This window comes from Telluria sp. ZB2R32 (assembly GCF_059685715.1).
Genome location: NZ_JCASIG010000004.1, coordinates 397,212 through 421,777, shown reverse-complemented (window position 1 = coordinate 421,777; position 24,566 = coordinate 397,212). Strand labels below are relative to the sequence as shown.

General features: G+C 64.6%; 24 protein-coding genes. 11 read left to right on the top strand and 13 right to left on the bottom strand.

Annotated features, from left to right (window positions below; all coding sequences use genetic code 11):
* The first annotated feature begins 50 nt into the window (after positions 1–50).
* The 8 genes from hemA to AC56LG_RS14320 all read left to right on the top strand — a co-directional run bounded on the left by hemA (position 51) and on the right by AC56LG_RS14320 (position 9,365).
* The gene (gene hemA / locus AC56LG_RS14355; protein WP_497166749.1) at positions 51–1,334 is read left to right on the top strand and encodes a glutamyl-tRNA reductase; all 1,284 of its coding nucleotides are present in this window, start codon (positions 51–53) and stop codon (positions 1,332–1,334) included.
* An 85-nt stretch (positions 1,335–1,419) separates the two neighbouring features.
* The gene (gene prfA, locus AC56LG_RS14350) at positions 1,420–2,496 is read left to right on the top strand and encodes a peptide chain release factor 1 (RefSeq protein ID WP_497166748.1); all 1,077 of its coding nucleotides are present in this window, start codon (positions 1,420–1,422) and stop codon (positions 2,494–2,496) included.
* Between the two features lie 99 nt (positions 2,497–2,595).
* Entirely contained in the window at positions 2,596–3,072 is a 477-nt protein-coding gene (locus AC56LG_RS14345) for a disulfide bond formation protein B (protein WP_497166747.1), read from the top strand.
* On the top strand, positions 3,069–3,890 hold the full coding sequence (prmC, locus tag AC56LG_RS14340; RefSeq protein ID WP_497166746.1) for a peptide chain release factor N(5)-glutamine methyltransferase: 822 nt from the start codon (positions 3,069–3,071) through the stop codon (positions 3,888–3,890). The genes AC56LG_RS14345 and prmC overlap by 4 nt, the downstream gene beginning before the upstream one ends.
* A 280-nt stretch (positions 3,891–4,170) precedes the next feature.
* Positions 4,171–6,126: a DUF885 domain-containing protein gene (locus AC56LG_RS14335; protein ID WP_497166745.1), complete on the top strand. Its 1,956-nt coding sequence runs from the start codon at positions 4,171–4,173 to the stop codon at positions 6,124–6,126.
* A 103-nt stretch (positions 6,127–6,229) separates the two neighbouring features.
* Positions 6,230–7,828 carry a glutamate--cysteine ligase gene (gene gshA, locus AC56LG_RS14330; RefSeq protein WP_497166744.1) on the top strand — a complete coding sequence of 533 codons (1,599 nt, stop codon included), beginning with the start codon at positions 6,230–6,232 and terminating at the stop codon, positions 7,826–7,828.
* 29 nt (positions 7,829–7,857) lie between these two features.
* A complete protein-coding gene (locus AC56LG_RS14325) occupies positions 7,858–8,895 on the top strand; it encodes a histone deacetylase family protein (RefSeq protein ID WP_497166743.1) in 1,038 nt (345 codons plus the stop codon).
* Positions 8,896–8,912: 17 nt separating this feature from the next.
* Positions 8,913–9,365, top strand: coding sequence for a GNAT family N-acetyltransferase (locus AC56LG_RS14320; protein ID WP_497166742.1), 453 nt, complete (start codon positions 8,913–8,915; stop codon positions 9,363–9,365).
* Here AC56LG_RS14320 and AC56LG_RS14315 read toward each other — a convergent pair whose 3' ends face one another.
* The 3 genes from AC56LG_RS14315 to AC56LG_RS14305 all read right to left on the bottom strand — a co-directional run bounded on the left by AC56LG_RS14315 (position 9,366) and on the right by AC56LG_RS14305 (position 13,193).
* Positions 9,366–10,664, bottom strand: coding sequence for an MFS family transporter (locus AC56LG_RS14315; RefSeq protein ID WP_497166741.1), 1,299 nt, complete (start codon positions 10,662–10,664; stop codon positions 9,366–9,368). It lies immediately after the preceding gene.
* A 104-nt stretch (positions 10,665–10,768) separates the two neighbouring features.
* A complete protein-coding gene (locus tag AC56LG_RS14310; RefSeq protein ID WP_497166740.1) occupies positions 10,769–11,224 on the bottom strand; it encodes an FKBP-type peptidyl-prolyl cis-trans isomerase in 456 nt (151 codons plus the stop codon).
* A 91-nt stretch (positions 11,225–11,315) separates the two neighbouring features.
* On the bottom strand, positions 11,316–13,193 hold the full coding sequence (locus AC56LG_RS14305) for a potassium transporter Kup (protein WP_497166739.1): 1,878 nt from the start codon (positions 13,191–13,193) through the stop codon (positions 11,316–11,318).
* A 166-nt stretch (positions 13,194–13,359) separates the two neighbouring features.
* Between AC56LG_RS14305 and rarD the strand changes: the two genes are divergently transcribed.
* The 3 genes from rarD to AC56LG_RS14290 all read left to right on the top strand — a co-directional run bounded on the left by rarD (position 13,360) and on the right by AC56LG_RS14290 (position 16,711).
* Positions 13,360–14,250: an EamA family transporter RarD gene (gene rarD, locus AC56LG_RS14300; protein WP_497166738.1), complete on the top strand. Its 891-nt coding sequence runs from the start codon at positions 13,360–13,362 to the stop codon at positions 14,248–14,250.
* 64 nt (positions 14,251–14,314) lie between these two features.
* Positions 14,315–15,982 carry an energy-dependent translational throttle protein EttA gene (gene ettA, locus AC56LG_RS14295; RefSeq protein ID WP_497166737.1) on the top strand — a complete coding sequence of 556 codons (1,668 nt, stop codon included), beginning with the start codon at positions 14,315–14,317 and terminating at the stop codon, positions 15,980–15,982.
* A gap of 183 nt (positions 15,983–16,165) precedes the next feature.
* Positions 16,166–16,711 (top strand): REP-associated tyrosine transposase, encoded by a 546-nt coding sequence (locus AC56LG_RS14290; RefSeq protein ID WP_497166736.1) that lies wholly within the window; start codon positions 16,166–16,168, stop codon positions 16,709–16,711.
* A 90-nt stretch (positions 16,712–16,801) separates the two neighbouring features.
* On the opposite strand, the gene AC56LG_RS14285 is transcribed toward AC56LG_RS14290, so the two are convergent.
* From AC56LG_RS14285 to AC56LG_RS14240, 10 genes are all read right to left on the bottom strand, one after another.
* A complete protein-coding gene (locus AC56LG_RS14285) occupies positions 16,802–17,371 on the bottom strand; it encodes an outer membrane beta-barrel protein (RefSeq protein WP_497166735.1) in 570 nt (189 codons plus the stop codon).
* A gap of 180 nt (positions 17,372–17,551) precedes the next feature.
* Positions 17,552–18,148: an alpha-ketoglutarate-dependent dioxygenase AlkB family protein gene (locus AC56LG_RS14280; protein ID WP_497166734.1), complete on the bottom strand. Its 597-nt coding sequence runs from the start codon at positions 18,146–18,148 to the stop codon at positions 17,552–17,554.
* Between the two features lie 118 nt (positions 18,149–18,266).
* The gene (locus AC56LG_RS14275) at positions 18,267–18,629 is read right to left on the bottom strand and encodes a hypothetical protein (protein ID WP_497166733.1); all 363 of its coding nucleotides are present in this window, start codon (positions 18,627–18,629) and stop codon (positions 18,267–18,269) included.
* Between the two features lie 123 nt (positions 18,630–18,752).
* Entirely contained in the window at positions 18,753–19,130 is a 378-nt protein-coding gene (locus tag AC56LG_RS14270) for an MAPEG family protein (protein WP_497166732.1), read from the bottom strand.
* A 30-nt stretch (positions 19,131–19,160) separates the two neighbouring features.
* Positions 19,161–19,994 carry a Rossmann-like and DUF2520 domain-containing protein gene (locus tag AC56LG_RS14265; protein ID WP_497166731.1) on the bottom strand — a complete coding sequence of 278 codons (834 nt, stop codon included), beginning with the start codon at positions 19,992–19,994 and terminating at the stop codon, positions 19,161–19,163.
* On the bottom strand, positions 19,994–20,572 hold the full coding sequence (locus tag AC56LG_RS14260) for a DUF924 family protein (protein WP_497166730.1): 579 nt from the start codon (positions 20,570–20,572) through the stop codon (positions 19,994–19,996). Before AC56LG_RS14260 ends, AC56LG_RS14265 begins: the two co-directional genes overlap by 1 nt.
* 34 nt (positions 20,573–20,606) lie before the next feature.
* Positions 20,607–21,350 (bottom strand): MgtC/SapB family protein, encoded by a 744-nt coding sequence (locus AC56LG_RS14255; RefSeq protein ID WP_497166729.1) that lies wholly within the window; start codon positions 21,348–21,350, stop codon positions 20,607–20,609.
* A gap of 65 nt (positions 21,351–21,415) precedes the next feature.
* Positions 21,416–21,679, bottom strand: a complete 264-nt coding sequence (locus AC56LG_RS14250) for a hypothetical protein (protein ID WP_497166901.1) — start codon at positions 21,677–21,679, stop codon at positions 21,416–21,418.
* A 2-nt stretch (positions 21,680–21,681) separates the two neighbouring features.
* Positions 21,682–23,499 carry an aminopeptidase P family protein gene (locus AC56LG_RS14245; protein WP_497166728.1) on the bottom strand — a complete coding sequence of 606 codons (1,818 nt, stop codon included), beginning with the start codon at positions 23,497–23,499 and terminating at the stop codon, positions 21,682–21,684.
* A 222-nt stretch (positions 23,500–23,721) separates the two neighbouring features.
* Positions 23,722–24,402 carry a Crp/Fnr family transcriptional regulator gene (locus tag AC56LG_RS14240; protein WP_497166727.1) on the bottom strand — a complete coding sequence of 227 codons (681 nt, stop codon included), beginning with the start codon at positions 24,400–24,402 and terminating at the stop codon, positions 23,722–23,724.
* Positions 24,403–24,566 lie beyond the last annotated feature (164 nt).

Below are 24,566 nucleotides of genomic sequence, written 5' to 3'. Positions count from 1 at the left end.
GCGCATGGGCGTTATAATGCGTCTCACCGTCTTCCTCTTTTCATCCCAGCATGCAATTGCTCGCCGTTGGCCTGAACCACACCACTGCCCCGGTCTCGCTGCGCGAGCAGTTGGCGCTCGGACCCGAGCAGCTGGGACGTGCGGTGCAGTCGGCGCGCGCATGGTTTACGCGCTTCAAGGGTGCTGACGTTAGCGGCGGCGACGAGGCGGCGATCCTCTCGACCTGCAACCGCACCGAGCTTTACGCCGCCAGCGGCGTGCCCAATCCGCTCGACGCCTCGGCCCAGTTCCTGGCCCACTACCATGCCCTGAATTTCGCCGAACTGCGCCCGCACCTGTACATGCTGCCGCAGGACGATGCCGTGCGCCACGCCTTCCGTGTCGCTTCGGGGCTCGATTCGATGGTGCTGGGCGAACCGCAGATCCTCGGCCAGATGAAGGATGCGGTGCGTACCGCCGAAGAGGCCGGCGGCCTGGGCACCTACCTGCACCAGCTGTTCCAGCGCAGCTTCGCGGTGGCCAAAGAGGTCCGCACCACCACGGAAATTGGCGCCCACAGCGTGTCGATGGCGGCCGCCTGCGTGCGCCTGTCGCAGCGCATCTTCGACAGCATCGCCGACCAGCACGTGCTGTTCATCGGCGCCGGCGAGATGATCGAACTGTGCGCCGCCCACTTCGCCGCGCACAACCCGAAATCGATCACCATCGCCAACCGCACCATGGAACGCGGCGAATCGCTCGCCACCCGCCTGAACGCGCGCGCGATCCGCCTGGCCGACCTGCCCGAGTGCCTGCCCCAGTTCGACATCGTCGTCTCCTGCACCGCGTCGACGCTGCCGCTGCTCGGCCTCGGCCTGGTCGAGCGTGCGATCAAAGCGCGGCGCCACCGGCCGGTGTTCATGGCCGACCTGGCGGTACCGCGCGATATCGAGCCGGAAGTGGCGAGATTGGACGACGTGTTCCTGTACACCGTCGACGACCTGGCGCAAGTGGTGCAGACCGGCATGGAAAGCCGGCAAGCGGCCGTGGCCCAGGCCGAAGCCATCATCGAGACCCGGGTCGCCTCCTTCATGCACTGGATCGGCGACCGCGCCGTGGTGCCGGTGATCCAGCAACTGCATGAGTCGAGCGAGGCGCTGCGCCTGGCCGAACTCGAGCGCGCACGCAAGCTGCTGGCGCGCGGCGAGGATGTCGACGCCGTGCTCGAAGCGCTGTCCAGGGGCCTGACCGCGAAATTCCTGCACGGTCCGCAACAGGCGCTGCACCGCGCCGAAGGCGACGAACGCGCGCGTCTGGCGAACCTGCTGCCGCAACTGTTCCGCGGCCGCCGTTAGCGCTTTTTAGTCCCCCGCAGTTGCGCCCGCGGGCGCGTCCCGGCGCCCCGCGCCGTCCAGTTACCCTTCTGCACACAATAAAACCATGAAACCATCGATGCTGGCCAAGCTCGACCAACTGGCGAACCGCCTGGTCGAACTCGACGAATTGCTGACCCACGAAGGCGCCACCGCCAACATGGACAATTATCGGAAGATGACCAAGGAGCACGCCGAGATCGGCCCGCTGGTCGCCCTGTATCGCGAATACCAGACCGCCAACGGCGACATCGCCGCCGCTCAGGAGATGCTGGCCGACCCGGAAATGAAGGAATTCGCTCAGGAAGAAATCGAAGCGGCCAAGATGCGCCTGGGCGCCCTCGACCTCGACCTGCAGAAAATGTTGTTGCCGAAGGATGAAAACGACGAGCGCAACATCTTCCTTGAAATCCGCGCCGGCACCGGCGGCGACGAATCGGCATTGTTCGCCGGCGATCTGCTGCGCATGTACACCCGCTTCGCCGAACGCAACCGCTGGCAGGTCGAGATGGTGTCGGAATCGAGTTCGGACCTGGGCGGCTACCGCGAAGTGATCGTGCGCGTGATCGGCAACGGCGTGTATTCGAAACTGAAATTCGAATCCGGCGGCCACCGCGTGCAGCGCGTACCCGCCACCGAAACGCAAGGCCGCATCCACACCTCGGCCTGCACCGTGGCGGTGATGCCGGAAGCGGACGAGGTCGAGGATGTCTACATCAACCCGGCCGACCTGCGCATCGACACTTATCGGGCCTCGGGCGCCGGCGGCCAGCACATCAATAAAACGGATTCGGCGGTGCGCATCACCCACCTGCCGACGAATATCGTGGTCGAATGCCAGGACGACCGCAGCCAGCATAAAAACAAGGCGCAGGCAATGAAGGTACTGGCCGCGCGCATAAAAGATGTGCAGTTGCGCGAGCAGCAGTCGAAGGAAGCGGCGACCCGCAAGAGTCTGATCGGCTCAGGCGACCGCAGTGAACGCATCCGCACTTATAACTTCCCGCAGGGACGGCTGACCGATCACCGCATCAACCTGACCCTGTATAAACTCGATTTTATTATGGACGGCGACCTGACCGAACTGACCAATGCGCTGGCGGCCGAGCACCAGGCGGAACTGCTGGCGGCGCTGGGCGATTAAGGTGACATTAAGACTATAAGGTCTTGCCAATGTGAAAATACGGCAGCGGTTGCGCCGTATGCGAGAATCGCCACCTTCTGACCACGAAAGCCATTCGCGATGCCACGTTCCCGCTCCGTTCTACTGCTCATCTCCCTCGTCAGCTTCGCGCTGGTCGGCGTCGCCGTCTATCTGCAGCTCGTCCACGACATGCTGCCCTGCCCGCTGTGCGTGATCCAGCGCTATGCCTTCATCGGCATCGGCATCGCCGCCCTGATCGGCGCCCTGAGCGGCAAGGTGCGCGCCGGCGCCGGCGTGGCCCTGCTGGCGGCGCTCGGCGGTCTCGGCACGGTCGGCAAGCATTTGTACGTGCTGGCCAATCCCGGCTTTTCCTGCGGTATCGATCCGATGGAAACGACGCTGAACACGATCCCGACCGCCACCATGATGCCGTGGCTGTTCAAGGCCGAAGGCCTGTGCGAGAGCGCCACCGACAGGCTGTTCGGCTTGTCGATCCCGCAATGGTCGGCGGTTTGGTTCGTGCTGCTGACCCTGGGCCTGGTGTGGGTCCTGTTCGCAAGCCGGCGCACGCGATGAAGATCGCCGTGGGCACCACGGTCAAGGCGCTGCAGGCCGGCTTGCCGCTCGATCCGCTGGAAAACCGCATCCTGCTGTGCCATGCGCTTGGCTTGACGCGCGTCGGCCTGATCACGAATAGTGAGCGCGCGTTGAATGACGCGGAAGCGGCGCAGCTGGACGCGCTGGTGGCGCGCCGCCTGGGGGGCGAGCCGATCGCGTACATCGTCGGGCAGCGCGAATTCTTCGGCTTGCCGTTCCAGGTGAGTCCCGCCGTGCTGATTCCACGTCCGGATACCGAATTGATCGTCGAACTGGTGCTGGAACGCCTGATACCCGCCGCCCGTTTGCTCGACATGGGCACCGGCAGCGGCGCGATCGCGGTCGCGGTGGCGCACACGCGACCGGACGCCCGCGTCACTGCGCTCGATGTCAGCGACGAGGCGCTCGCCGTGGCGCGCGCCAATGCCGAGCGCAACGGCGCCCGGGTCCGCTTCCTGCGCAGCGACTGGTTCGCCGCCCTGGAAAGTGAAACCTTCGACCTGATTGCCTCGAACCCGCCCTACATCGCCGCCGGCGACACGCACCTGGCGCAGGGCGACCTGCGCTTCGAGCCGAGCGGCGCGCTGACCGATTTCGCCGACGGCCTGTCGGCCCTGCGCACGATCATCGATGGCGCACCCGCGCACCTGGAGACAGGTGGCTGGCTGCTGCTCGAGCATGGCTACGACCAGGCCGACGCGGTACGCGCACTGCTGCTGGAGGCCGGCTACACCGACGTACAAAGCTGGCGCGACTTAAGCGGCATCGAACGCGTCAGCGGCGGCCGGCGCGGGTAGTTGTAGGGTGGACTCCCGAGTCCACGCGGAACTTCGCACAGTGTTACCAGGGTTGCACCTGAGGCGCTAACGACACGCTAGCGGTGACCGCGCGGGCATGCAGCTTCGTCTGGCTCCGCTCGTGGTAAAACGCTGGGCTAATTTCCGCGTGGACTCGGGAGTCCACCTTGCGGTACCTCGGCATTGCAGGTCATCGTGATTCAGCCGCTCGACCTCCCCACGGTGCGCGGCCTTCTTGTCAGCATTGCTACAATGCGGCTACCCCCACCGCCCCTTGCCGATGCGACGCCTCGTTACCCTCCTGTTCCTGCTATCCGCCCTGTTCCACGGCGCCGCGCACAGCGCGCCCGGCGCGGCGGCGCTGTTCGAGCGCGACTGGCAGTGGCGCCTCGAGCAGTTTCCCGAATACGCGACCGCGCTCGGCGAGCGCCGTTATAACGACCGGCTGTCCGACCTGTCCCTCGGCGCCGCGCGCGCCCGGCGCGAGCATGCGCGCGTCATGCTCGAAGAAGCACGCGCCATCGAGCGCGCCGGCCTGTCCGCGCAAGAGCGGCTCTCGCTCGACCTGTTCGTGTTCGAGAAAGAGCGTCAGCTCGCCACCCTCGCGTTTACCCTGGCCGACCCGCAACTGCTGACGGCCTGGGATGGCATACAGGTGCGCCTGCCGCGCCTGGTCGCGCAGACGCCTTTCGCCAGCGAGGAAGACTACCGCAACTACCTCGCGCGCCTGAACGCCCTGCCGGCACACGTGGACGGCCTGATCGAGCAGCTGCGCGAAGGTGTCCGTACCGGCTGGACCGCCCCGAAAGCGAGCGTGCGCGCCGTGCCCGACCAGTTGCGCGCGCTGCGCGAACGCCTCAATGAGGGACCGCTGGCCGCGCCCTTGCAGCGCATCCCCGCCACCATCGACCCGGCCATCCGCGCCGAATTGCTGGCCGCCGGCACCAAGGCCCTCAACGACAGCGCAGCACCCGCCCTGCTGCGCCTGGAAGCGTTCATGCGCAACGATTACCTGCCCGCCGCGCGCGATACGCTCGGCGCCGCCAGCCTGCCGGGCGGCCCCGGCTATTACGCCTTCCTGGCCAGGAATGCCACCGGCGGCGAGCTGACCCCGGCCGAGCTGCACGCGCTGGGTGTAAAGGAGGTGGCGCGCCTGCGCGCCGCGATCAAGGAAGTCATCGGCCAGACCGGCTTTCGCGGCAACGTCGCCCAGTTCCTCGCGTTTGCGCGCAGCGACCGGCGCCTGTTCGCGCGCGATCCTGAAACGCTGCTGGCGCGCTACCGGCGCGTGATCGAACGCGCCAGTACGCGCCTGCCGGCCCTGTTCGGCACGCTGCCAAGCGAGGACATCGGCGTCAAGCGCCTCGGCCAGGCGGGAGCGGCCAGCCAGGTCGCGGCCTATTACGAAGCCGGCACGCTCGATCGCAGCGCGGCGCTGGTCGTGAATACCGAGCGCCCGGCCGGCCAGCCGCTGTGGGAAATCGAGACGCTGGCGCTGCACGAAGCGGTGCCGGGCCACCACCTGCAAGTGGCGCGCGCGCGCGCCTTGCGCGAACTGCCGGCGTTTCGCCGCCACGGCTGGGACGACGCCTTTGGCGAAGGCTGGGCCACCTATGCCGAGGGGCTGGGACCGGAACTCGGTTTCTTTCGCGATCCCTTCTCGCGCTTCGGCTACCTGAACGACGCCATGTTCCGCGCCGCGCGCCTGGTGGTCGACACCGGCATCCATGCCTTTGGCTGGACACGCCAGCAGGCGCTCGACTACCTGAACGCGAACACGGCCAACGCGCTGCCCGACAACGAAGTCGAGGTCGACCGCTACATCGCCCAGCCGGCGCAAGCGCTCAGCTACAAGGCGGGGCAATTACGGATTGCCGCCCTGCGCGACAAGGCGCAGGCCGCGCTCGGCACGCGCTTCGACGTACGCCGCTTTCACGATGCGCTGCTGGGCAATGGCGTGCTGCCGCTGCCGCTGCTCGAGCGCGTGATGAACAAATGGCTAGTAGGCGAGGTGAATGGCGCAGAGCCGGCGCCAGCGCCCGCCAAGGCGGCCACTCCGGCAGACACGCCCGCCATCGCGCCGACTCCAACAACACCTGCCGCAACGCCTGCCGACAAGCCACCTGCCCCGCCCGCCAAGCCACCTGCCGCCGAGCGCGCCGACCCGCCGGCCAGCGTGCCCGCCAGGCCCCCCGCTTCGCCACCCACTGCGCCGCTGGTGCCGGCGCGCGATTGACGCCGCTGGCGGCCTCCATAAACGGGCCCGGCACCGACGCGCTGTCCGATTTTCGGTTACTCTCTGCACCAATCACTAAGGCAGTATAAGAAAGGAAACACCCGTGTCGAACCAACTGACCCGCCGCCTGGCCCTGCTCGACGACGATGCCCACCGTGGCCTGCTCGGCCAGGGCTTGCGCGGCATCGAGCGCGAAACCCTGCGTATCGACCCGCAAGGACAGCTCGCGCGCACCCCGCATCCGGTCCAGCTGGGCGCGGCGCTGACGCACCCGCAAATCACGACCGACTACGCCGAAGCGCTGCTCGAATTTATCACCCCGGCCGAGCACGACATCGGCCTGGCGCTGCACCGGCTCGACGCCACCCACCGCTTCGCCTATTCGAAACTGGGCGACGAGATGCTGTGGAGCTCGTCGATGCCGGGCGAACTGCCTGCCGAAGAAGACATCGAGATCGCCTGGTACGGCACTGCCAACATCGGCATGCTGAAACACGTGTACCGCCGCGGCCTGGCCCTGCGCTATGGCAAGGCCATGCAATGCATCGCCGGCATCCACTACAACTATTCGTTGCCGGAGCAGTTGTGGCGCCTGATCCTCGCCAGCGAAGGCGTGCCCGAGGAGCGGCGCCATGCCTTGCGCGACTTCCAGTCCGAAAGCTATTTCGCCACCATCCGCAACTTCCGCCGCTACAGCTGGCTGCTGATGTACCTGTTCGGCGCTTCGCCGGCACTCACCACGAGTTTTTTGCGCGGGCGCGAACACGCGCTGGAAACGCTGTCCGACGACACCTTGTACCTGCCCTACGCGACCAGCCTGCGCATGAGCGACCTGGGTTACCAGAACGATGCCCAGTCCGGCCTGCGTCCGCACGAAAACAGCCTGGAAAGCTATGTCACGAGCCTGATGGATGCCGTGAACCGCCCTTACGAGCCGTACGCCGCGCTCGGCACCAAGCGCGACGGCGAATGGATCCAGCTGTCGACCAACGTGCTGCAGATCGAGAACGAATACTATTCGACGATCCGCCCGAAGCGCGTGATCCGTACCGGCGAGCGTCCGGTACAAGCCCTGTGCAACCGCGGCGTGCAATACATCGAAGTGCGCTGCCTCGATGTCGATCCGTTCGAGCCGATCGGGATCTCGATCGAGACCGGCCGCTTCCTCGACGCCTTTTTGCTGTTCTGCGCGCTCGACGAGAGCCCGCTGATCAGCGCCGCCGAAGGGCAGGTCCACGCCCGCAATTTTGCGCGCACGGTCAAGGAAGGACGCCGCCCCGGCCTGACGCTCACGCGCAACGGCGAAGAGGTGCCGCTGGCGGCATGGGCCGATGACCTGATCGAACGCATCCGCCCGCTGGCGCGCCTGCTCGACGCCGAGCACAACGAGAGCGGCGTGCACGAAGCTTCGCTGGCGCAGCAAAAGGCGAAGATCGCCGATCCGTCGAAGACGCCGTCGGCGCGCGTGCTGGAAGAGGTGCGCGCACTCGGTTCGGCCGCCGCCTTCGGACTGCAGCAAAGCAAACTGCATGCGGCCACCTTCCGCGACAGCCCGCTGATGCCGGCCGAGGAAGCGGTGTTCGCCGAAATGGCCGCCGCCTCGCTGGCCGAGCAGGTGATCGTCGAGCAGCAGGACACGGGCAGCTTCGACGATTTCGTGGCGGCGTACAACAGCAGTACGCTGTGCGGCAACCACCAGTAATTTCGGTGTTCTGACCCGCTGGGGATGCCTTGCTCACCTTTTATAACGAACACCATGGCCAGCACCGCGCGCAGTCATCGTCGTCGTTCGACAAGCCCGAGCGGGTGGCCCTTGTATTGAATGAACTGCAGCGGCGCGGACTGGGCGAGATCGTCACCCCGCACCGCGCGCCGCCGGTCTCGCTCGAACGCATCCATACGCCGCGTTATTTGCATTTTTTGCGCAGCGCCTGGAGCGAGTGGCTGGCCCTCGACCCGGCCAACACGGACAAAGATGCGCAGGCGTTCAACTGGCCGGTGCGCGGCCTGCGCAGCGACGTCGAGCCGGAAAGCGTCCTGGGGTGTCTCGGCCTGTATTCGACCGACGCCACGGCGCTCACCGCCGGCACCTGGAATGCCGCCCGCACCGGCGCCGACTGCGCCATCAATGCCGCACACGCGCTGCGCCTGGGCCAGCGCGGCAGTTTCGCGCTGACCCGCCCGCCCGGCCACCACGCGGGCGCCGATTATTTCGGCGGCGGCTGCTTCCTGAACAACGCGGCGCTGGCGGCCCAGCACCTGCTCGACGATGGTTCGCAACGCGTGGCCATCCTCGACATCGACTACCACCACGGCAGCGGCACACAAACCATTTTCTATGGCCGCAGCGACGTGTTGACCATCTCGCTGCACGCCGACCCGCGCACGGATTTCCCGTATTATCTCGGCCACGCCGACGAAACCGGCAGCGGCGAAGGCAGCGGCTACAACATGAACCTGGCGCTGGCGCGCGGCACGGGCGCCGCGCACTGGCTGGCGGCGCTGGAGACGGCTTGCCTGAAACTGGGCATGTTCGCCCCGGAGGCGCTGGTGGTGGCGCTCGGCGTCGGCGCGCGCGGCGACGATACCGATGCAGGCGCCAAGGCGGAATTCACGCTGAATGGTGCCGACTACCTGCGCATCGGCGAACGCATCGCCTGGCTCGGCCTGCCGACCGCCTTCGTGTTCGAGGGCGGGCAGGCGCACGCCGAACTCGGCATCCACACGGTCAACGTGCTCGAAGGTTTCGAGACGGCCGCCTATCTTTAAATACGAACGGATTCACAATGATCGAATGGCAATGGTGCAGCTTCGCCGAGCTCTCGGGCGCGCAACTGTATGAAGTGCTGGCGCAGCGCCAGCAGGTATTCATCCTCGAGCAGACCTGCCTGTACCCGGACATCGACGGCTATGACCTCGATGCGCACCACCTGCTCGGCTGGCGCGACATCGGCGGGCGGCGCGTGCTGGTTGCCTACCTGCGCTGCCTGGCGCCGGGCGCGAAATACGACGAGATGTCGCTGGGGCGCATCCTGACGACGAACGACGTGCGCGGCTCGGGCGCCGGGCGCGAACTGGTCGCGCACGGCCTTCAGTATGCCGAACGGCTGCACCCGGGACACCGCGTCCGCATCGGCGCCCAGCAGCGCCTGGAAAAGTTTTACCAAAGTTTCGGGTTCGAGACCGTCTCCGCGCCCTACGACGAAGACGGCATCCTGCACATCGACATGCTGCGCTAATTACCCTTTCAAGAGACCCGACTTGCTCGGGTCGGGCATGCGCAGGGCAACGATGAAGGCGAGCGCGCACATGCCGCTGACGTACCAGTAAAAATTCTGCTCCACGCCGGCCTGCTTGAACCACAGCGCCACGTATTCGGCCGAACCGCCGAACAGCGCATTCGCCACCGCATACGACACGCCCACGCCCATCGCGCGTACTTCGACCGGGAACATCTCCGCCTTGATCAAGCCGCTGATCGAGGTGTACAGGCTGATGATCGCCAGCGCGCAGATGATCAGGATGCCCGCCACCCAGGGATCGGTGACGCCGTGCAGGGCCGACATGATCGGCACCGTGCACAGGGTCGCCAGGCCGCCGAACCAGATCATCGCGGTACGGCGGCCGATGCGGTCCGACAGCGCGCCGAACAGCGGCTGCATGCCCATGTAGACCAGCAGCGCCCCCGTCATCACCGCGCTGGCGGTCTTGGTGCTCATGCCGGCCGTGTTGACCAGGTATTTCTGCATGTAGGTCGTAAACGTATAAAAGATCAGCGAGCCGCCGGCGGTAAAGCCCAGCACCGTAATGAAGGCGCGCTTGTGCTTCATCAGGCCCGCCAGGCTGCCCGCTTCCTTGCGGCTGCGGTCGGAGGCGGTGGTGGTCTCGGTCAGCGAACGGCGCAGGTACAGGGACACGATCGCCGCGGCGGCGCCGCACACGAACGGGATGCGCCAGCCCCAGGCGCGCAGTTCGGCCTCGGTCAGGAGCTGCTGCAGGATCACCAGCACCAGCAGCGCCAGCAGCTGGCCGCCGATCAGGGTCACGTACTGGAACGAGGCGAAGAAGCCGCGCCGTCCGGGCAGCGCCACTTCGCTCATGTAGGTGGCGCTGGTGCCGTACTCGCCGCCGACCGACAGCCCCTGGAACAGGCGCGCCAGCAGCAGCAGCGCCGGCGCCGCCGTGCCGATCTGCGCATAGGTCGGCAGCACGGCGATCATCAGCGAGCCGCCGCACATCATCAGCACCGAGATCATCATCGAATTCTTGCGGCCGTACTTGTCGGCGATGCGGCCGAACATCCAGCCGCCGATGGGACGCATCAGGAAACCGGCGGCGAAGATGCCGGCGGTGTTCAGCAGTTGGGTCGTTGGATTCCCGGACGGGAAAAAGGCCGAGGAAAAGTACAGGGCGCAGAAAGAATAAATATAAAAGTCGAACCATTCGACCAGGTTGCCCGAGGAAGCGCCGACGATGGCCATGACGCGCTGGCGCGGTGTCAGTTCTTCGATTTCCGTTTTAGTAAGGTGTTCCGCCATGTTGTATTGCTCCGATGTGTTTACGCAAACGGGCGACCGATGAGGTCGCCCGTTTCACATCGTACCCACTCTGGGTAGTTGGCGGCGTTCCCTAGGACAGTGTTCTATTCGACTTTGGTGAGCTCGACCTCGAACAGCAAGCCGGCATTCGGCGGGATCGGACCGCGGCCGGAACTGCCGTAGGCGAGGCTCGATGGAATCGCCAGGGTGCGCTTGCCGCCCACCTTCATGCCGGCCAGGCCCTGGTCCCAGCCGGCGATGACGGCGCCGGTGCCGAGCACAAAGCCGAAGCCGGTGCTATTGCTCTCGAACTGCGGCCCCTTGTGGTCGGCGGTGCTGGCGCTGTAGTACCAACCGGTGTACTTGACGGTGATCCGCTTGCCGTTGGTGGCGGTTGCACCGGTGCCGACGACGCTGTCGGTGACCACCAGCGTGGCCGGATTGCTGACGGCAATCGCCGGCGCGCTGCTGTCGCCGCCGCCGCCGCCACCGCCGCAAGCGCTCAGGCTGAGGACGGCGGCGCAGCAGGCTGCCAGCAGGGAAAGTTTAGCTTGTTGCATGAGAACTCGCGGAGAATGTGTTTAAAGGGAAACACAGTACCTTAGCGCAAGCCCCCACACCAGACTGTCCGCTTTTTGTCCGCGATATGTATCAGATTTCGACTTGGGTACCGAGTTCGATGACGCGGTTGGGCGGGATCTGGTAGTAGTCGGCCGCGCCGCGCGCATTTCTCGACATCGCCACGAACAGATGTTCGCGCCACGGCATCATGCCGCCGCCCGGCGCCGAAATCACGGTCTGGCGCGCGATGAAGAACGAGGTTTCCATCATCTCGAACGGCAGCCCCAGGGTGGCGCACTGGCGCATGATGCCCGGGATGTCCGGTTCGTCCTTGAAGCCGTAATGGATATTCAACTGGTAGCAGTTGTGGCCGAGTTCGACCATCTCTACCTGGTCGGCCGGCGCCACCCAGGGTTCTTCCTTGATGCGCACGGTGAGGAAGACGACGCGCTCGTGCAGCACCTTGTTGTGCAGCAGGTTGTGCAGCAGCGCATGCGGCACGCCATCGCTTTCTCCGCGCAGGAAAATCGCGGTGCCGGGCACGCGCGTCGGCGGCCCCACGAACAGCGACTGCAAGAAGGCGTCGAGCGGGATCGCATGCCGCTCCAGGTTTTCGAACACCAGTTCGCGCCCGCGCTTCCAGGTCAGCATACCGGTCAACAGCACCGAACCGAGCAGCAACGGGAACCAGCCGCCATGGAACAGTTTCAGGGTCGTCGACGAGAACAGCATGATGTCGATCACCAGGAAAAAGCCGGTCGCGCCGATGCACAGCACCAGCGGCAGCTGCCAGCGGTAGCGCGTAACGAAAAAGGTCAGGATCGTGGTCGCCATCATGGTGGCGGTCACGGCGATGCCGTAGGCGCCGGCCAGCTCTTCGGAGGAACCGAAGCCGATCACGGCGATCAGCACCACGCCCAATTGCAGCCAGTTCACGGCCGGGATATAAATCTGGCCGATCTCGCTTTCCGAGGTGTGCAGGATGCGCATGCGCGGCAACAAGCCCAGCGCGACGGCCTGCTTGGTCATCGAATAGGTACCGGAAATCGTCGCCTGCGAGGCGATCACGGCCGCCATGGTGGACAGGATCACCAGCGGGATCACGCTCCAGGTGCCGAGCTGGTGGAAGAACGGGTTGTCGATCGCGGTCGGGTCGGCGATCAGCAAGCCGCCCTGGCCCAGGTAGTTCAGGGTCAGCGCCGGAAAGGCGATCATGAACCAGGCGAAGCGGATCGGCTTCTTGCCGAAGTGGCCCATGTCGGCATATAAAGCTTCGGCGCCGGTCACGGCCAGCACCACCGCGCCGAGGGCGACGAAGGCGAGGAATTCGTTGTGCAGCATGAAGTCCAGCGCGTACCAAGGATTCAACGCATTCAGGATCGCCGGCGTCTCGATGATGTTGACGATCCCCATCGCCGCCAGGCTGATGAACCAGACCAGCATCACCGGCCCGAAGAAGCGGCCGATGCCGGCCGTGCCGTGGCGCTGCACACTGTACAAGGCGACCAGCACGACGATGGTCAGTGGCACCACGTAATGCGACAAGCCGGGCGCCGCCACTTCCAGGCCCTCGATCGCGCCGAGCACGGAGATGGCGGGCGTGATCACGCTGTCGCCATAAAACATGGTGGCGCCGAGCACGCCGATCACGAGCAGCGGAAAATGCCATTTCGACTGGCGGGTGACGGAATTCAGGGCGAGCGCCATCAAGGCCATGATGCCGCCCTCGCCACGGTTGTCGGCACGCAGCACCAGGGTGACGTATTTCAGCGAGACGATGATCGTCAGGCTCCAGAAAATCAGGGAAACGATGCCGAGGATATTCCCGCTGGTCAGCGGCAAGCCGTGCTCGGGGTCGAAGATCGCACGCAGGGTATATAAAGGACTGGTACCGATGTCGCCGTAGACGATGCCAACCGCGGACAGGGTCAGCGCGGCGATGCTGCTCTTCTTGTTTTCAGCCGTCAAAATTGCACCATTTTTCTGTTTTGGTGCGGCGCACCATAAAATAACGACAAGAAAATTGCAAGAACATTTCGTCAGGCATCATACACCGCCATAAAAAGGGGCAGCGCCAGCAGGGTCAGCCCGTATCGGGGATAATGCCAGTCCTGCAATTCCATCCTTCTTCCCCATGCGTACCGGCATCGTTTCCGCCGCCCTGGCCTTCCTGTGCTGGGGTTTGTTCCCTCTCTATTTCCACGCGATCGGCGAGGTGCCGGCGCTGCAGATCCTGGCCAACCGCATGCTGTGGTCGCTCGCCTTCCTGTTGATCGTGCTGGCGCTGCGGCGCCAATGGCAGTGGCTCGGCCAGGTGCGCCAGCCGCGCGTATTCTGGAGTTTTGCCGGGTCCGCCGTGCTGCTCGCCGCCAACTGGCTGCTGTATATCTGGGCCGTCAACAATGGCCACGTGATCGATGCCAGCCTCGGCTACTTTATTACACCCCTGGTCAACATCATGTTCGGCTTTCTCATCCTGAAGGAGCGCCTGCGTCCATTCCAGTGGGGCGTGATCGGCCTGGCCGCCCTCGGCGTTGCCTGGCTGACCTGGCAGGCCGGCAGCGTGCCCTGGATCGCCCTGTTCCTGGCAGCCACCTTCGGCGCCTACGGCCTGTTGCGCAAGACCGCCGCGCTCGGCGCCCTGGAGGGTTTGTCGTTCGAAACGATGGTGCTGTTCCCGCTGGCGGCTGCCTATATCGGCTGGCTGACCTCCCATGGCGACAACGCCTTCATCAACACCGCCTCGAACAGCACGCGCTGGCTGCTGGTGGCGTCCGGTCCGATCACGGCGATCCCGCTGCTGCTGTTTGCCAGCGGCGCGCGCCAGATTCCGCTCTCGATCCTCGGCTTGCTGCAATACCTGGCGCCGACGATTCAATTTTTGCTGGGCGTGCTGCTGTTCAAAGAAGCATTTACCGCTGACCGCCTGGTCGGCTTCGCCCTGATCTGGACGGCGCTGGCGCTGTTTGCCGGTGAAGGACTGCTTCGGCGCGGCCGTAGTGAGCCCGCAGTGAAAGTTTCGTGATGGGGGTGCCCGCGGGCGCGCTTCTATCGTATCCTTTGCACCTTGATTTTCTACAGACACAATAATGGCTAATTACGTTTACACCATGAATCGCGTGGGCAAAATCGTCCCACCGAAGCGGCAGATCCTGAAGGATATTTCGCTGTCCTTCTTCCCGGGCGCGAAGATCGGCGTGCTGGGCCTGAACGGCTCCGGCAAGTCGACCCTGCTGAAAATCATGGCAGGCATCGATACCGACATCCAGGGCGAAGCGCGTCCGATGCCGGGCCTGAACATCGGCTACCTGCCGCAGGAACCGCAACTCGATCCGGAAAAAACCGTGCGCCAGGAAGTCGAATCGGGCCTGGGCGAAGCCTTCGAGGCGCAAGCCAAGCTGGAAGCCGTTTACGCGGCCTATGCCGAAGAAGACGCGGATTTCGATGCGCTGGCAAAAGAGCAGGAACGCCTGGAAGCCATCATCTCGTCCTCCGACGGCGGCAACCTGAATCTGCAGCTGGAAATGGCCGCCGATGCGCTGCGCCTGCCGCCCTGGGATGCCAGGATCGCCGTCCTCTCCGGTGGCGAGAAGCGCCGCGTGGCGCTCTGCAAATTGCTGCTCTCCAAGCCGGACATGCTGCTGCTCGACGAACCGACTAACCACCTGGATGCCGAGTCGGTCGAATGGCTGGAGCAATTCCTGCTGCGCTTCCCCGGCACCGTGGTCGGCATCACCCACGACCGCTACTTCCTCGACAATGCCGCCGAATGGATCCTGGAACTGGACCGCGGTTCGGGCATCCCATGGAAGGGCAATTACTCGTCGTGGCTGGACCAGAAACAGGCGCGTCTGAAACAGGAAGAAGCGACCGAATCGGCGCGCCAGAAAGCGCTCGCCAAGGAACTCGAGTGGGCGCGCCAGAATCCGAAAGCACGCCAAGCCAAGTCGAAAGCGCGCCTGGCGCGCTTTAACGAACTGAGCGAATTCGAATACCAGAAGCGCAACGAAACCCAGGAGATTTTCATTCCCGTGGCCGAGCGCCTCGGCAACGAAGTCATCGAATTCAAGAATGTCTCGAAAGCGTTTGGCGACCGCCTGCTGATCGACAACCTGTCGTTCACCGTGCCGCCGGGCGCGATCGTCGGCATCATTGGCCCGAACGGCGCCGGTAAGTCGACCCTGTTCAAGATGATTGCAGGTAAAGAGCAACCGGACAGCGGCGAAGTCGTAATCGGCCAGACCGCGAAAGTGTCGCTGGTCGACCAGCACCGCGACGAACTGGCGAACAACAAGTCGGTGTTCGAAGACGTCACCGGCGGCGCCGACATGCTCAGCGTCGGCCGCTTCGAAATGCCGTCGCGCGCCTACCTCGGCCGTTTTAACTTTAAAGGCTCGGACCAGCAGAAAATCGTCGGCAACCTCTCGGGCGGCGAACGCGGCCGTCTGCACCTGGCAAAAACCCTGCTGCAAGGCGGCAACGTGCTGCTGCTGGATGAACCGTCGAACGACCTCGACGTGGAAACCCTGCGCGCGCTGGAAGACGCCCTGCTCGAATTCGCCGGCAGCGTGATGGTGATCTCGCACGATCGCTGGTTCCTGGACCGCATCGCCACCCACATCCTGGCGTTTGAGGGCAACTCGCAAGTCACCTTCTTCGATGGTAACTACCAGGAATACGAAGCGGACAAGAAGAAGCGCCTGGGCGAAGAAGGCGCCAAGCCGAAGCGGATTCGCTACAAGCCGCTGACGGCCTGATCGCCGTCTGAAGCACAAAAGCCTGGCTCTGCCGGGCTTTTTTTTGCTCAAAATTTATGCGCGGAAACGTAACGCGGCAGTGAGCGGCAGTGTGTAGAATCGAGCGCCGATGAGGCTTACCGTTCCCGCCTCCCATTTGCGCCAATCGCATGGCGATCACCCATCGATCGGCACACCTTGCCCATGACCGACTACCGCGATAACCGGGTCCCCGGTGGGACCTTTTTCTTCACGGTTCGCCTGCTGGACCGTGGCAGTTCCTTGTTGACGGACCATATATCCGCCTTCGGCGACGCGATCCGCCAGGCGCGCGTGCGCAAACCCTTTCATGTCGACGGCTGGGTGGTCTTGCCCGACCACGCCCATGCGATGTGGACGCTGCCGCCGGGCGACCATGACTGTTCCAGCCGCTGGCGCGCCGTCAAGATTGCCTTCTCTAAAGCCTTGCGCAAGTCGCTGGGTGCGGCGGGCGACGACGGCGCGATCTGGGCGCGCCAGTACCAGGAATTCCGCGTGTCCGACGACGCCGAATATGCTTCCCTGATCGACTACATGCACACCAATCCGGTGCGCCACGGCCTGTGCGCGAGCGCGCACGACTGGCCGTGGTCGTCGGTACACCGGTTTGTTTCCGCAGGCCTCAGTGCGCCGCAGGTCGAAACGCCGCCCGTGTTGCCCCCCTGGGCGATGGGGCGCGCTGGCGTCACAGGCGCCGCGCCGGCGCTATAAGGCCGGCCGGGCCGCAACCGGCTCCACGCATCCGCCAATACAAAAAGGGCCCGCAGGCCCTTTTTGTCGTTACCTCAGCGAGGCATCAAATTAAAACTGGTACTTGGCGCCGATGGTGAAGACGTCCGGCTTCGGGCCGAAGTCTTTCTTGGTGCCGTAACGCTCGTACTCGGCCAGCAGTGCGACTTGCTCGGTCACCTTGTACTGCATGCCGAGGGCACCGTAGCCGGCGTTGTCGCTGACCTTACGGTTCAGGCCGGCGGTAGCCGAGGTCTGCTCGTTGCTGGTGTGCGCAACACCCAGCTTGGCGTAGACCGATGCCTTGTCGTTGAAGTTCTTGCTGGCCTTGGCGGCGATGTAGGCGCCGTAGCCTTCGTTTTCGGTGTTGACGTTGGCGCCGTTGAGCGTGTAGTTGCCATCGGCCTTGCGGAAGTCGGTATAGCCGATTTCGGCGCCGAAGTTTTCATGCACTTGCGCGCCGGCGAAGATCTTGCCGCCGAACTTGTAGCCGCCGTTGCTATTCATGGTAGCGCCCGGCACGTTGTACTCGCGGTCGGCGCCGGATGCACCGATACCGACATACGGACCGGTAATGGTCTGGGCTTGAGCAGCGGTCATGACAGCGGAGCCTGCGATCAGTGCAAAGATGAGCTTTTTCATACGACAATCCTTTTCACGTTTTAGTCTGGCTCGCAATTCATCGTGAATCGCGATGTGTCCAAGATAGCATCATGAAAAGCGCACACCCATGCCAATCAGGTAAGAACTGTAATCAAATGTAACATAACTGACTTATGGTTCAGTTATTTTCGCACCAATGTGGCGCACGTAAAAGTCAAACTAAACGATATACCGAAAGGTTAGATTTACCCTTTCTCCGAGGGAGCGGGTCGACTTGTTAATGCCGTGTAGCCAATGTTTTTGTAACTGGCCGCTCATCAATAACAAACTGCCATCTTCCAAGGGTAAGCGGACCGTCTGTTTGTTGTTTTTATGCCTCAAAACAAACGTGCGCACCGTGCCGTAGCTGAGCGAAGCGATGACGGGGTCGTCGCCCAGTTCCGCTTCATCGTCGCTGTGCATGCCCATGCTGTCGCGCTCGTTGCGGTAGCGGTTCAGCAGCACGCTATTGAACCGATGTCCGCACACCGCCTCGACGGCGGTGCGCAATTCCAGCAACAGGGCCGTCCACGGCAAGGGGTCCAGGCGCAGGCCCGAATAGGTATAGCTGGCGTCGCCGTACCAGGCCGTCAGGCGCGGCTGCAGGTGGCGTTTGCCGTAGACGAACACGCTTTCCGCGCGCCACGGCGTTTCCGCCAGCAGGCGCGCCAGAATGGCGGCGTTCGGCAGCGGCAGCGCCAATTGGGACAGCAGCGCCAGTTCGCCATCGATGATGGGGATCGGCACGAGAGTGCCAGGGGTGTCGAACAGATCCATAAGACAATCGCGCGTTGATCATGGGGGGATCCCATGATTGGGCATTGTCGCATGAACAAACGTGAGATCCTCGGCGCCTGGCCGGCATAGCGGCAGGCAGGGCGCGGCGCATGACATCTCAGGCGTAAGCTTCGGCCATGCTCATTACGCGCCGGGCGACGCTGATGCCGAGACTGCCGAATAGCCTGTCGAGGGCGGCCAGGTTGGCACTGCACTCGTCGGCCTTCCAGCCTTTGAACAGGTCGGTGCCGTCTTTTTCGAAATGCAGGTCGAGCACGCGGCCGCCATCGCGGTGCGTGTACTTTTTCTGGTAACTGCCCTTGAAGCCAAGCTCGGCCAATGCGGCGAGCAGCGCCTGCGGCGGATTGTCGGGATCGGTGGCCAGGTAGACCCCGAAAGTTTTGCCGGGTGGCTTGGCAGCAACGTCGACCTCATAAATGCCCGGCGCTTTCATCAGCGCGGTACTTTTCAGAAAGAGCATGGTGCCTCCTGCGCATCGGACCGGCTGGGCGCGACGCGCACCAGTCACCGGCATGACGGATTCAACCGCCAATCTTATTGCCTATCAGGAACTCTGTCGATTCCTCAATGCCTAGGATTTGCTTTAGTGCATTAGTAATCCGACGACTGTGCCGCCGATCAACAACGCACTTGCCACCATGCCAAGCACAAAACCGAGTTCGCGCCGCGCCGGATCGCGGTAATAGCCGAGCGCGTACGCAATCCGGGCGCCACACCACAGCAAGCCGCCGGCGGCGGCCCAGACATCGCCCAGGTAAGTGGCGCACAGCCACAAGGGCACGATCACGATCGGCAACTGTTCGAGCGTATTGACTTGCACCCGTTGCGCGCTCTGGAAGGCGACAGGCCCCTCCATCGAGGGCGCCGGCACCTTGTATTTGACGCGCGCATAGCCAGCCATGACGCCGGTCCAGAAATAGACGCCGAGAACGGCCAGCATGGCCCAGGCGGTGAAGAACATCGGTACTCCTCGGTAAGAAAAATGGCCGCTTCAGGGCACGCCGCGCCGCTTGCGTTCGGCCAGCAAGGTGGTGGCGTCGACCAGGGCCGCGTACAGCTCCGCGGTCGGGGTATCCCAGCCCTGCAGCGCCGCCTGCTGGCGCGCCACCGTCGCCATGTCGCCCCGCGCCACCGGACCGCTGAGGGCGGCGGGCGTACCGAGCCGGAACACATTATTTAACGTTTCGCCCGCCAGCGGCTGCGCCAGCTCGCGCGCGACTTCCATCGGCACGCCGGCCGCGGCATAGGCGCGCAGGGCGGCGTCGAGCACCGTCACCAGGTAGTTGGAGGCGAACACGGAGGCGGCGTGGTAGACCGTCTTGGCGGCGGCGTCGATGGCGACAAAACGCGCACCGATCGCCTCGAACGCCGGCGTCAACAGCGCCAGCGCTTGCGCATCGCCTTCGACGCCGCACCAGGTGCCGTCGAAAGCGGCGGCGACGGCGTGCGGATCGGCGAAACTGCGCACCGGGTGGATGCTCGCCACATGCGCGCCGACATCGCGCGCCGCCTGCAGTTCGCTCGACGTCCTGGCGCCGCTGCAGTGAAACACGGTGGCGCCGCCCAGCAGGCCGGCTGCCGCCAGTGCGACACACGTGTGGGCGATCTGGTCGTCGCCGACGGCCAGCATCCAGACGTCGGCGCGGCGCAGTTCGGACAGTTGCCCCCGTGCGCGCCCGGCGCCGATAAAGGCGGCGGCATCGGCGGCACTGGCCGGGGAACGCGTCAGCACGTCCTGCACCGTGAATGCGCCGTGCGTATGGAACAGGCGGCCCAGTACGCGCCCGACGTGGCCGGCGCCGACGACGTTGAGTGTCGCGGCCATCAGAACCCGGCGCCGGGCTGCCCCAGGTACTGCAGTTCGTCGGCGGTGGAGGCGCGGCCCAGGATGGGATTACGGTGCGGGAAGCGCCCGAAGCGCGCGATCACGCCGCGGTGGCGGTGCGCGTAGTCGAGCATCTCGCCGAACCCTTCGTGTTCGGCCGCCAGGCGCGCGAACAGGTCGACCGCGCACTGCTGCATGCGCGCGTCTTCCGCGTGCTCGTAAGGCATGTAGACGAAGGCGCGCTGGAACGGCGCCAGCTGGCGGTCGGCGCCGCTGTCGACCAGCGATTGCGCGGCCAGCAGCGCCAGCGTGTCACCGGCAAAGGATTCCGGCGTGTCGCGGTGGGCGTTGCGGGTGAACTGGTCGAGCACCAGGATGCGCGCCAGCGCGCCGGCCGGCCCTTCCATGTCCCATTCGCGCAAGCCGCCGGCGACCGCCTGCGCGATCAGGCTGCCGAAGCGGTCGCGGATCTGCGTATCGAAGGCGGCATCCTTGCGAAACCATTCAGGACGCGCCTGGCCGTAGCCGGGAGCGCCAGGCGGCAGGAACCAGAAATCGAGAACATCTTGAGCCTTCATGCGTACTACCCCAGTCGTTGGTTATTTAATTATTTTAGTTACGTGCATGCGAGAGCTGAAACCCCTCGACACCCTCGGACGCCGCCAGTTCGGCCGCCAGTTCGGTGAGCGTGGCGCGGTTGTGGCGCGACAGGGCGATGGCGACGAAACGCCATTCCTGGCGCCGGTTGCTGCTGGAGACCGTCAGCGAGCTGCCGGCAATCTGGTAGCCGCGCTCGAGGGCCGCTTCGCGCAAGGCGTCTTCGCGCGGCAGGTAATCCTCGCGAAAGCGCAGCGTGACGGCCACCGCGCGGCGCGAGGGCAGCACGGCCTCGACGCGGTTCAGATAAATCATGATCATGGCCGAAAAGAAGGCGAGGCCCATCGCGGCCAGATAAAAGCCGACGCCGACCAGGATGCCGATCACCGACGAGCTCCAGATCGAGGCGGCGGTGGTCAAGCCGCTGATATTGAAACCCTCGCGCATGATGACGCCGGCGCCGAGAAAGCCGATGCCGGTCACCACGCCCTGCATCACCCGGGTCGGATCGACCACGCCGATGGCGCCGACCTGGCCGCCGAACCACATCTCCGGATAGCCGCTGACGATGGTCAGCGCGCATGAGGCCATGCACACCAGGCCATAGGTGCGCATGCCGGCCGCGCGCCCGTGATAGGAACGCTCGTAGCCGACCAGCAGGCCGAGAAAAAGCGAGCCGGCCAGGTGCAGCAGGATCACGGCATTGGTCGCGATTTCGGTCGGCGACCAATAGGGAGACAGAAAATCGACGTTCGTCATGGCGGACTTTATAGGACTGCGACAGCTGCGGACCGCCTCGGGGCTTTTACTTTTTCAAGTTTCTCTTACTCGGCTTTTTTCTTGACCAGCTGCTTCTCGAAGGCGATGTCGTTCTTGGTCATCCGGCGGATTTCCTGCGGTCCGAGACCGTTGACGAAGGCGACGAATTCGTCGAGTTCGAGCGGTTCGCACAGCGGCGGCGAACCCGGCATCTCGGACAGATAAAAGCCGCCGCTGGCGGTGCGCGCCATCGAATAACCGGTCTGCCCGGTACGGCGTTTCAGGCGTTCGACGGCGGAACTGGCGCGGGTGGAGCGGGAAGAAGCCATCATTAAATCGCTTTCGTGCGCAGTTCGAGCCAGGCGCGCGCGCTGCCGTCCACATGCGGCAGCAGGCGCTCACGTACCTGCGCGTGGTAGTCGTTGAGCCATTCGACTTCGTGCGGCTGCAGCAGAGCCAGGTCGAGGCAGCGCGTATCGATCGGGCACAGGGTCAGCGTCTCGAAGCGCAGGAACTCGCCGAATTCGCCCGCCCCTGCTGCTACGTTCAGCACCAGGTTTTCAATGCGAATACCCCAGCGCCCCGGTTTGTAGATGCCCGGTTCGATCGAGGTGATCATGCCCGGCTCCATCGCCGTGTGCGGATCGGGCGCGGCGCTCGGCGAAATCACTTGCGGGCCTTCGTGCACGTTCATGAAATAACCGACGCCGTGGCCGGTACCGTGGCCATAGTCGACGCCGGCCGCCCAGATCGGCGCGCGCGCGATCGCGTCGAGCATCGGCGAGCGGGTGCCACGTGGGAAGTGGGCGCTCGACAGCGCCATCATCCCTTTCAGCACCAAAGTAAAATCACGCCGGTGCGCGTCCGTGATCTGGCCGACCGGGACCACGCGCGTGATGTCGGTGGTGCCGCCCAGGTACTGGCCGCCGGAATCGATCAGGAGCAGGCCGTCGCCCTCGATCAGCGCATGCGATTCGCGCGAGGCGCGGTAGTGCATGATGGCGCCGTTGGCATTGAAGCCGGCGATGGTATTGAAACTCGGGCTCACAAAATGCGGACGGCGCGCACGCGCGGCCGTGATCTGCTCGTCGATGGTCAGTTCCGTCAGTGGCGCGCGCTGCGGGTTGGCCAGTTCGGCTTCCAGCCAGGCGAAGAATTCGCACAGGGCGGCGCCGTCCTGCTCCATGGTGGCGCGCACGTGCACCGCTTCGGCCTCGCTCTTGCGCGACTTGGCGAAAGTGGTCGGATTGATCGCTTCCACGATCCGCACGCCCTCAGGAACCGCCGCGCGCATGCCGGCCGTGATCCGGCGCGGGTCGAGCAGCAGAGTGCTGGCGGCAGGCAGCGCCGCCAGCGCATCGGCGGCTTGCGCATACGGCGCCAGGCGCACGCCGTCGACCAGCAGGCTCGCCTGCAGTTCCGGGGTGGCTTTGCCTTCGGCGACGAACAGGGTCGCACCATCGGGCTCGAGCAGCGCGTGTGCCACGAACACCGGATTGAAACTGACGTCGGCGCCGCGCAGGTTGAACAGGTAGGCGATGTCGTCGAGCGTGGAAATGAAGTGACGCTCGGCGCCGAGGGCGGCCATCGCCGCGCGCGTGGCGGCCAGTTTATCGGCGCGCGCCAGCGTCGCATGCGGGGCCGCGTGTTCGTACAGGGCGTCCGTCGGCAAGCCGGGACGGTCGGCCCAGAACTCGTCGAGCAGGTCGATATCGGTGCGGAGAAGGACGCCGCGCGTGGCCAGGGCCTCGCCCAGCAGGCGTGCCACGGCCAGGCCGAGCACGCGCGCATCGACCGCCACCGTCTGGCCGGGCTGCATGTTCGCCGCCAGCCAGTCGATGTGCAGCAGGCTCGCGCCCGACGGGATTTTCATCAGCGCGATGTCGGTACCGGCCAGCTCCGTTTCGGCTTGCGTGTAATAGCGGCCATCGGTCCAGACGCCGGCAAAATCGGCGGTGGCGATGAAGGTGCCGACCGAACCGGTGAACCCGGAAATCCACTCCCGTCCCTGCCAGCGGCGCGGCAGGTATTCGGACAGGTGAGGGTCGCTCGACGGCACGATATACGCGTCGATGCCGTGGCTTTGCATGGCGGCGCGCAGCTGTTGCAGGCGCTCGGCGCGGGGGGAGGAAGATGTTGGATTTGACATGGTTCCTATCATACCCCCAACGATCTATCACACGCGAGCCGATAACAGTGACGTAGGGTGGGCCGGGCCGCGAAAGGCACTTGTGCCCACGCGGTCGTACGGCTGAATACCGCACAACTTGCGAAGGTCAATAACGCATGCCAACGTACTCCGCTTTGCCTTTCGATTTGCATATGCCGCACCGCGTGGGCTCGAGAGCCCACCCTACGGTACGCGACTGTTTCAAGCTTGAAATTGCCGCAGTCCTTCGAGGTCCAGCACCCGGATCCCGCCGTAATCGAGCCGCAGCAGCCCCGCCTTTTCCAGCAGCTGCAAGGCGCCATTCACGCGCTGGCGCGAGGCGCCCGACAGGTAGCCGATCTCTTCCTGCGACAGGTGCACCAAGGTGTCGAGCCCCGGATACAGGTGGTCGTTGAACATCGCCGCCAAGCAGCGCGCGACGCGGGTGTCGACGTCGAGCATGCGGTCGGTTTCGACTTGCCCGATGAACTGGCCGAGGCGCTCGTTGAGCTGCATGAGCAGGAAGCGGTTGAAGGGCAGGCTGGTCTCGAGCAGCCACTCGAAGGTGGCGCGCGGCATGCGCGCGACGCGGGTATCGCGCAGCGCCATCACGTCGTACTTGCGAAACGCATCTTTCAGTAAAGACCCCTCGCCGAACCAGCCGCCCGCGGTCACGCCGGTAAACGTCACGCTTTTTCCGGACGGCGAAAAATTGTTGATTTTTACCAGGCCGTCGATGATGCCGACCCAGTATTCCAGCGGCTCGCCCTTGCGGCAGACAAAACCGCCCTTCGGCACCAGCTGCTCGAAACAGACGGACTCGACCCGCGCCATTTCGGCGGGCGTGAGCACGCGGCCCCAGATGGTGGCGCGCAGGTGTTCCACGAGTGTCAGTGTCGGCATTTTTACTTGTGCAAAGCGTTTGTGCAACGCGTCATCGAAAGTCGGGCCAATTGTCATTCAAATGACAACGTGGCGCGCCAACGCAAAGTACTATCTTCACATAAAAATTCCACCGGTCACAGATTTTGTGCCGCGCCGGACGACGATCCTTAACTAGGGGAGAC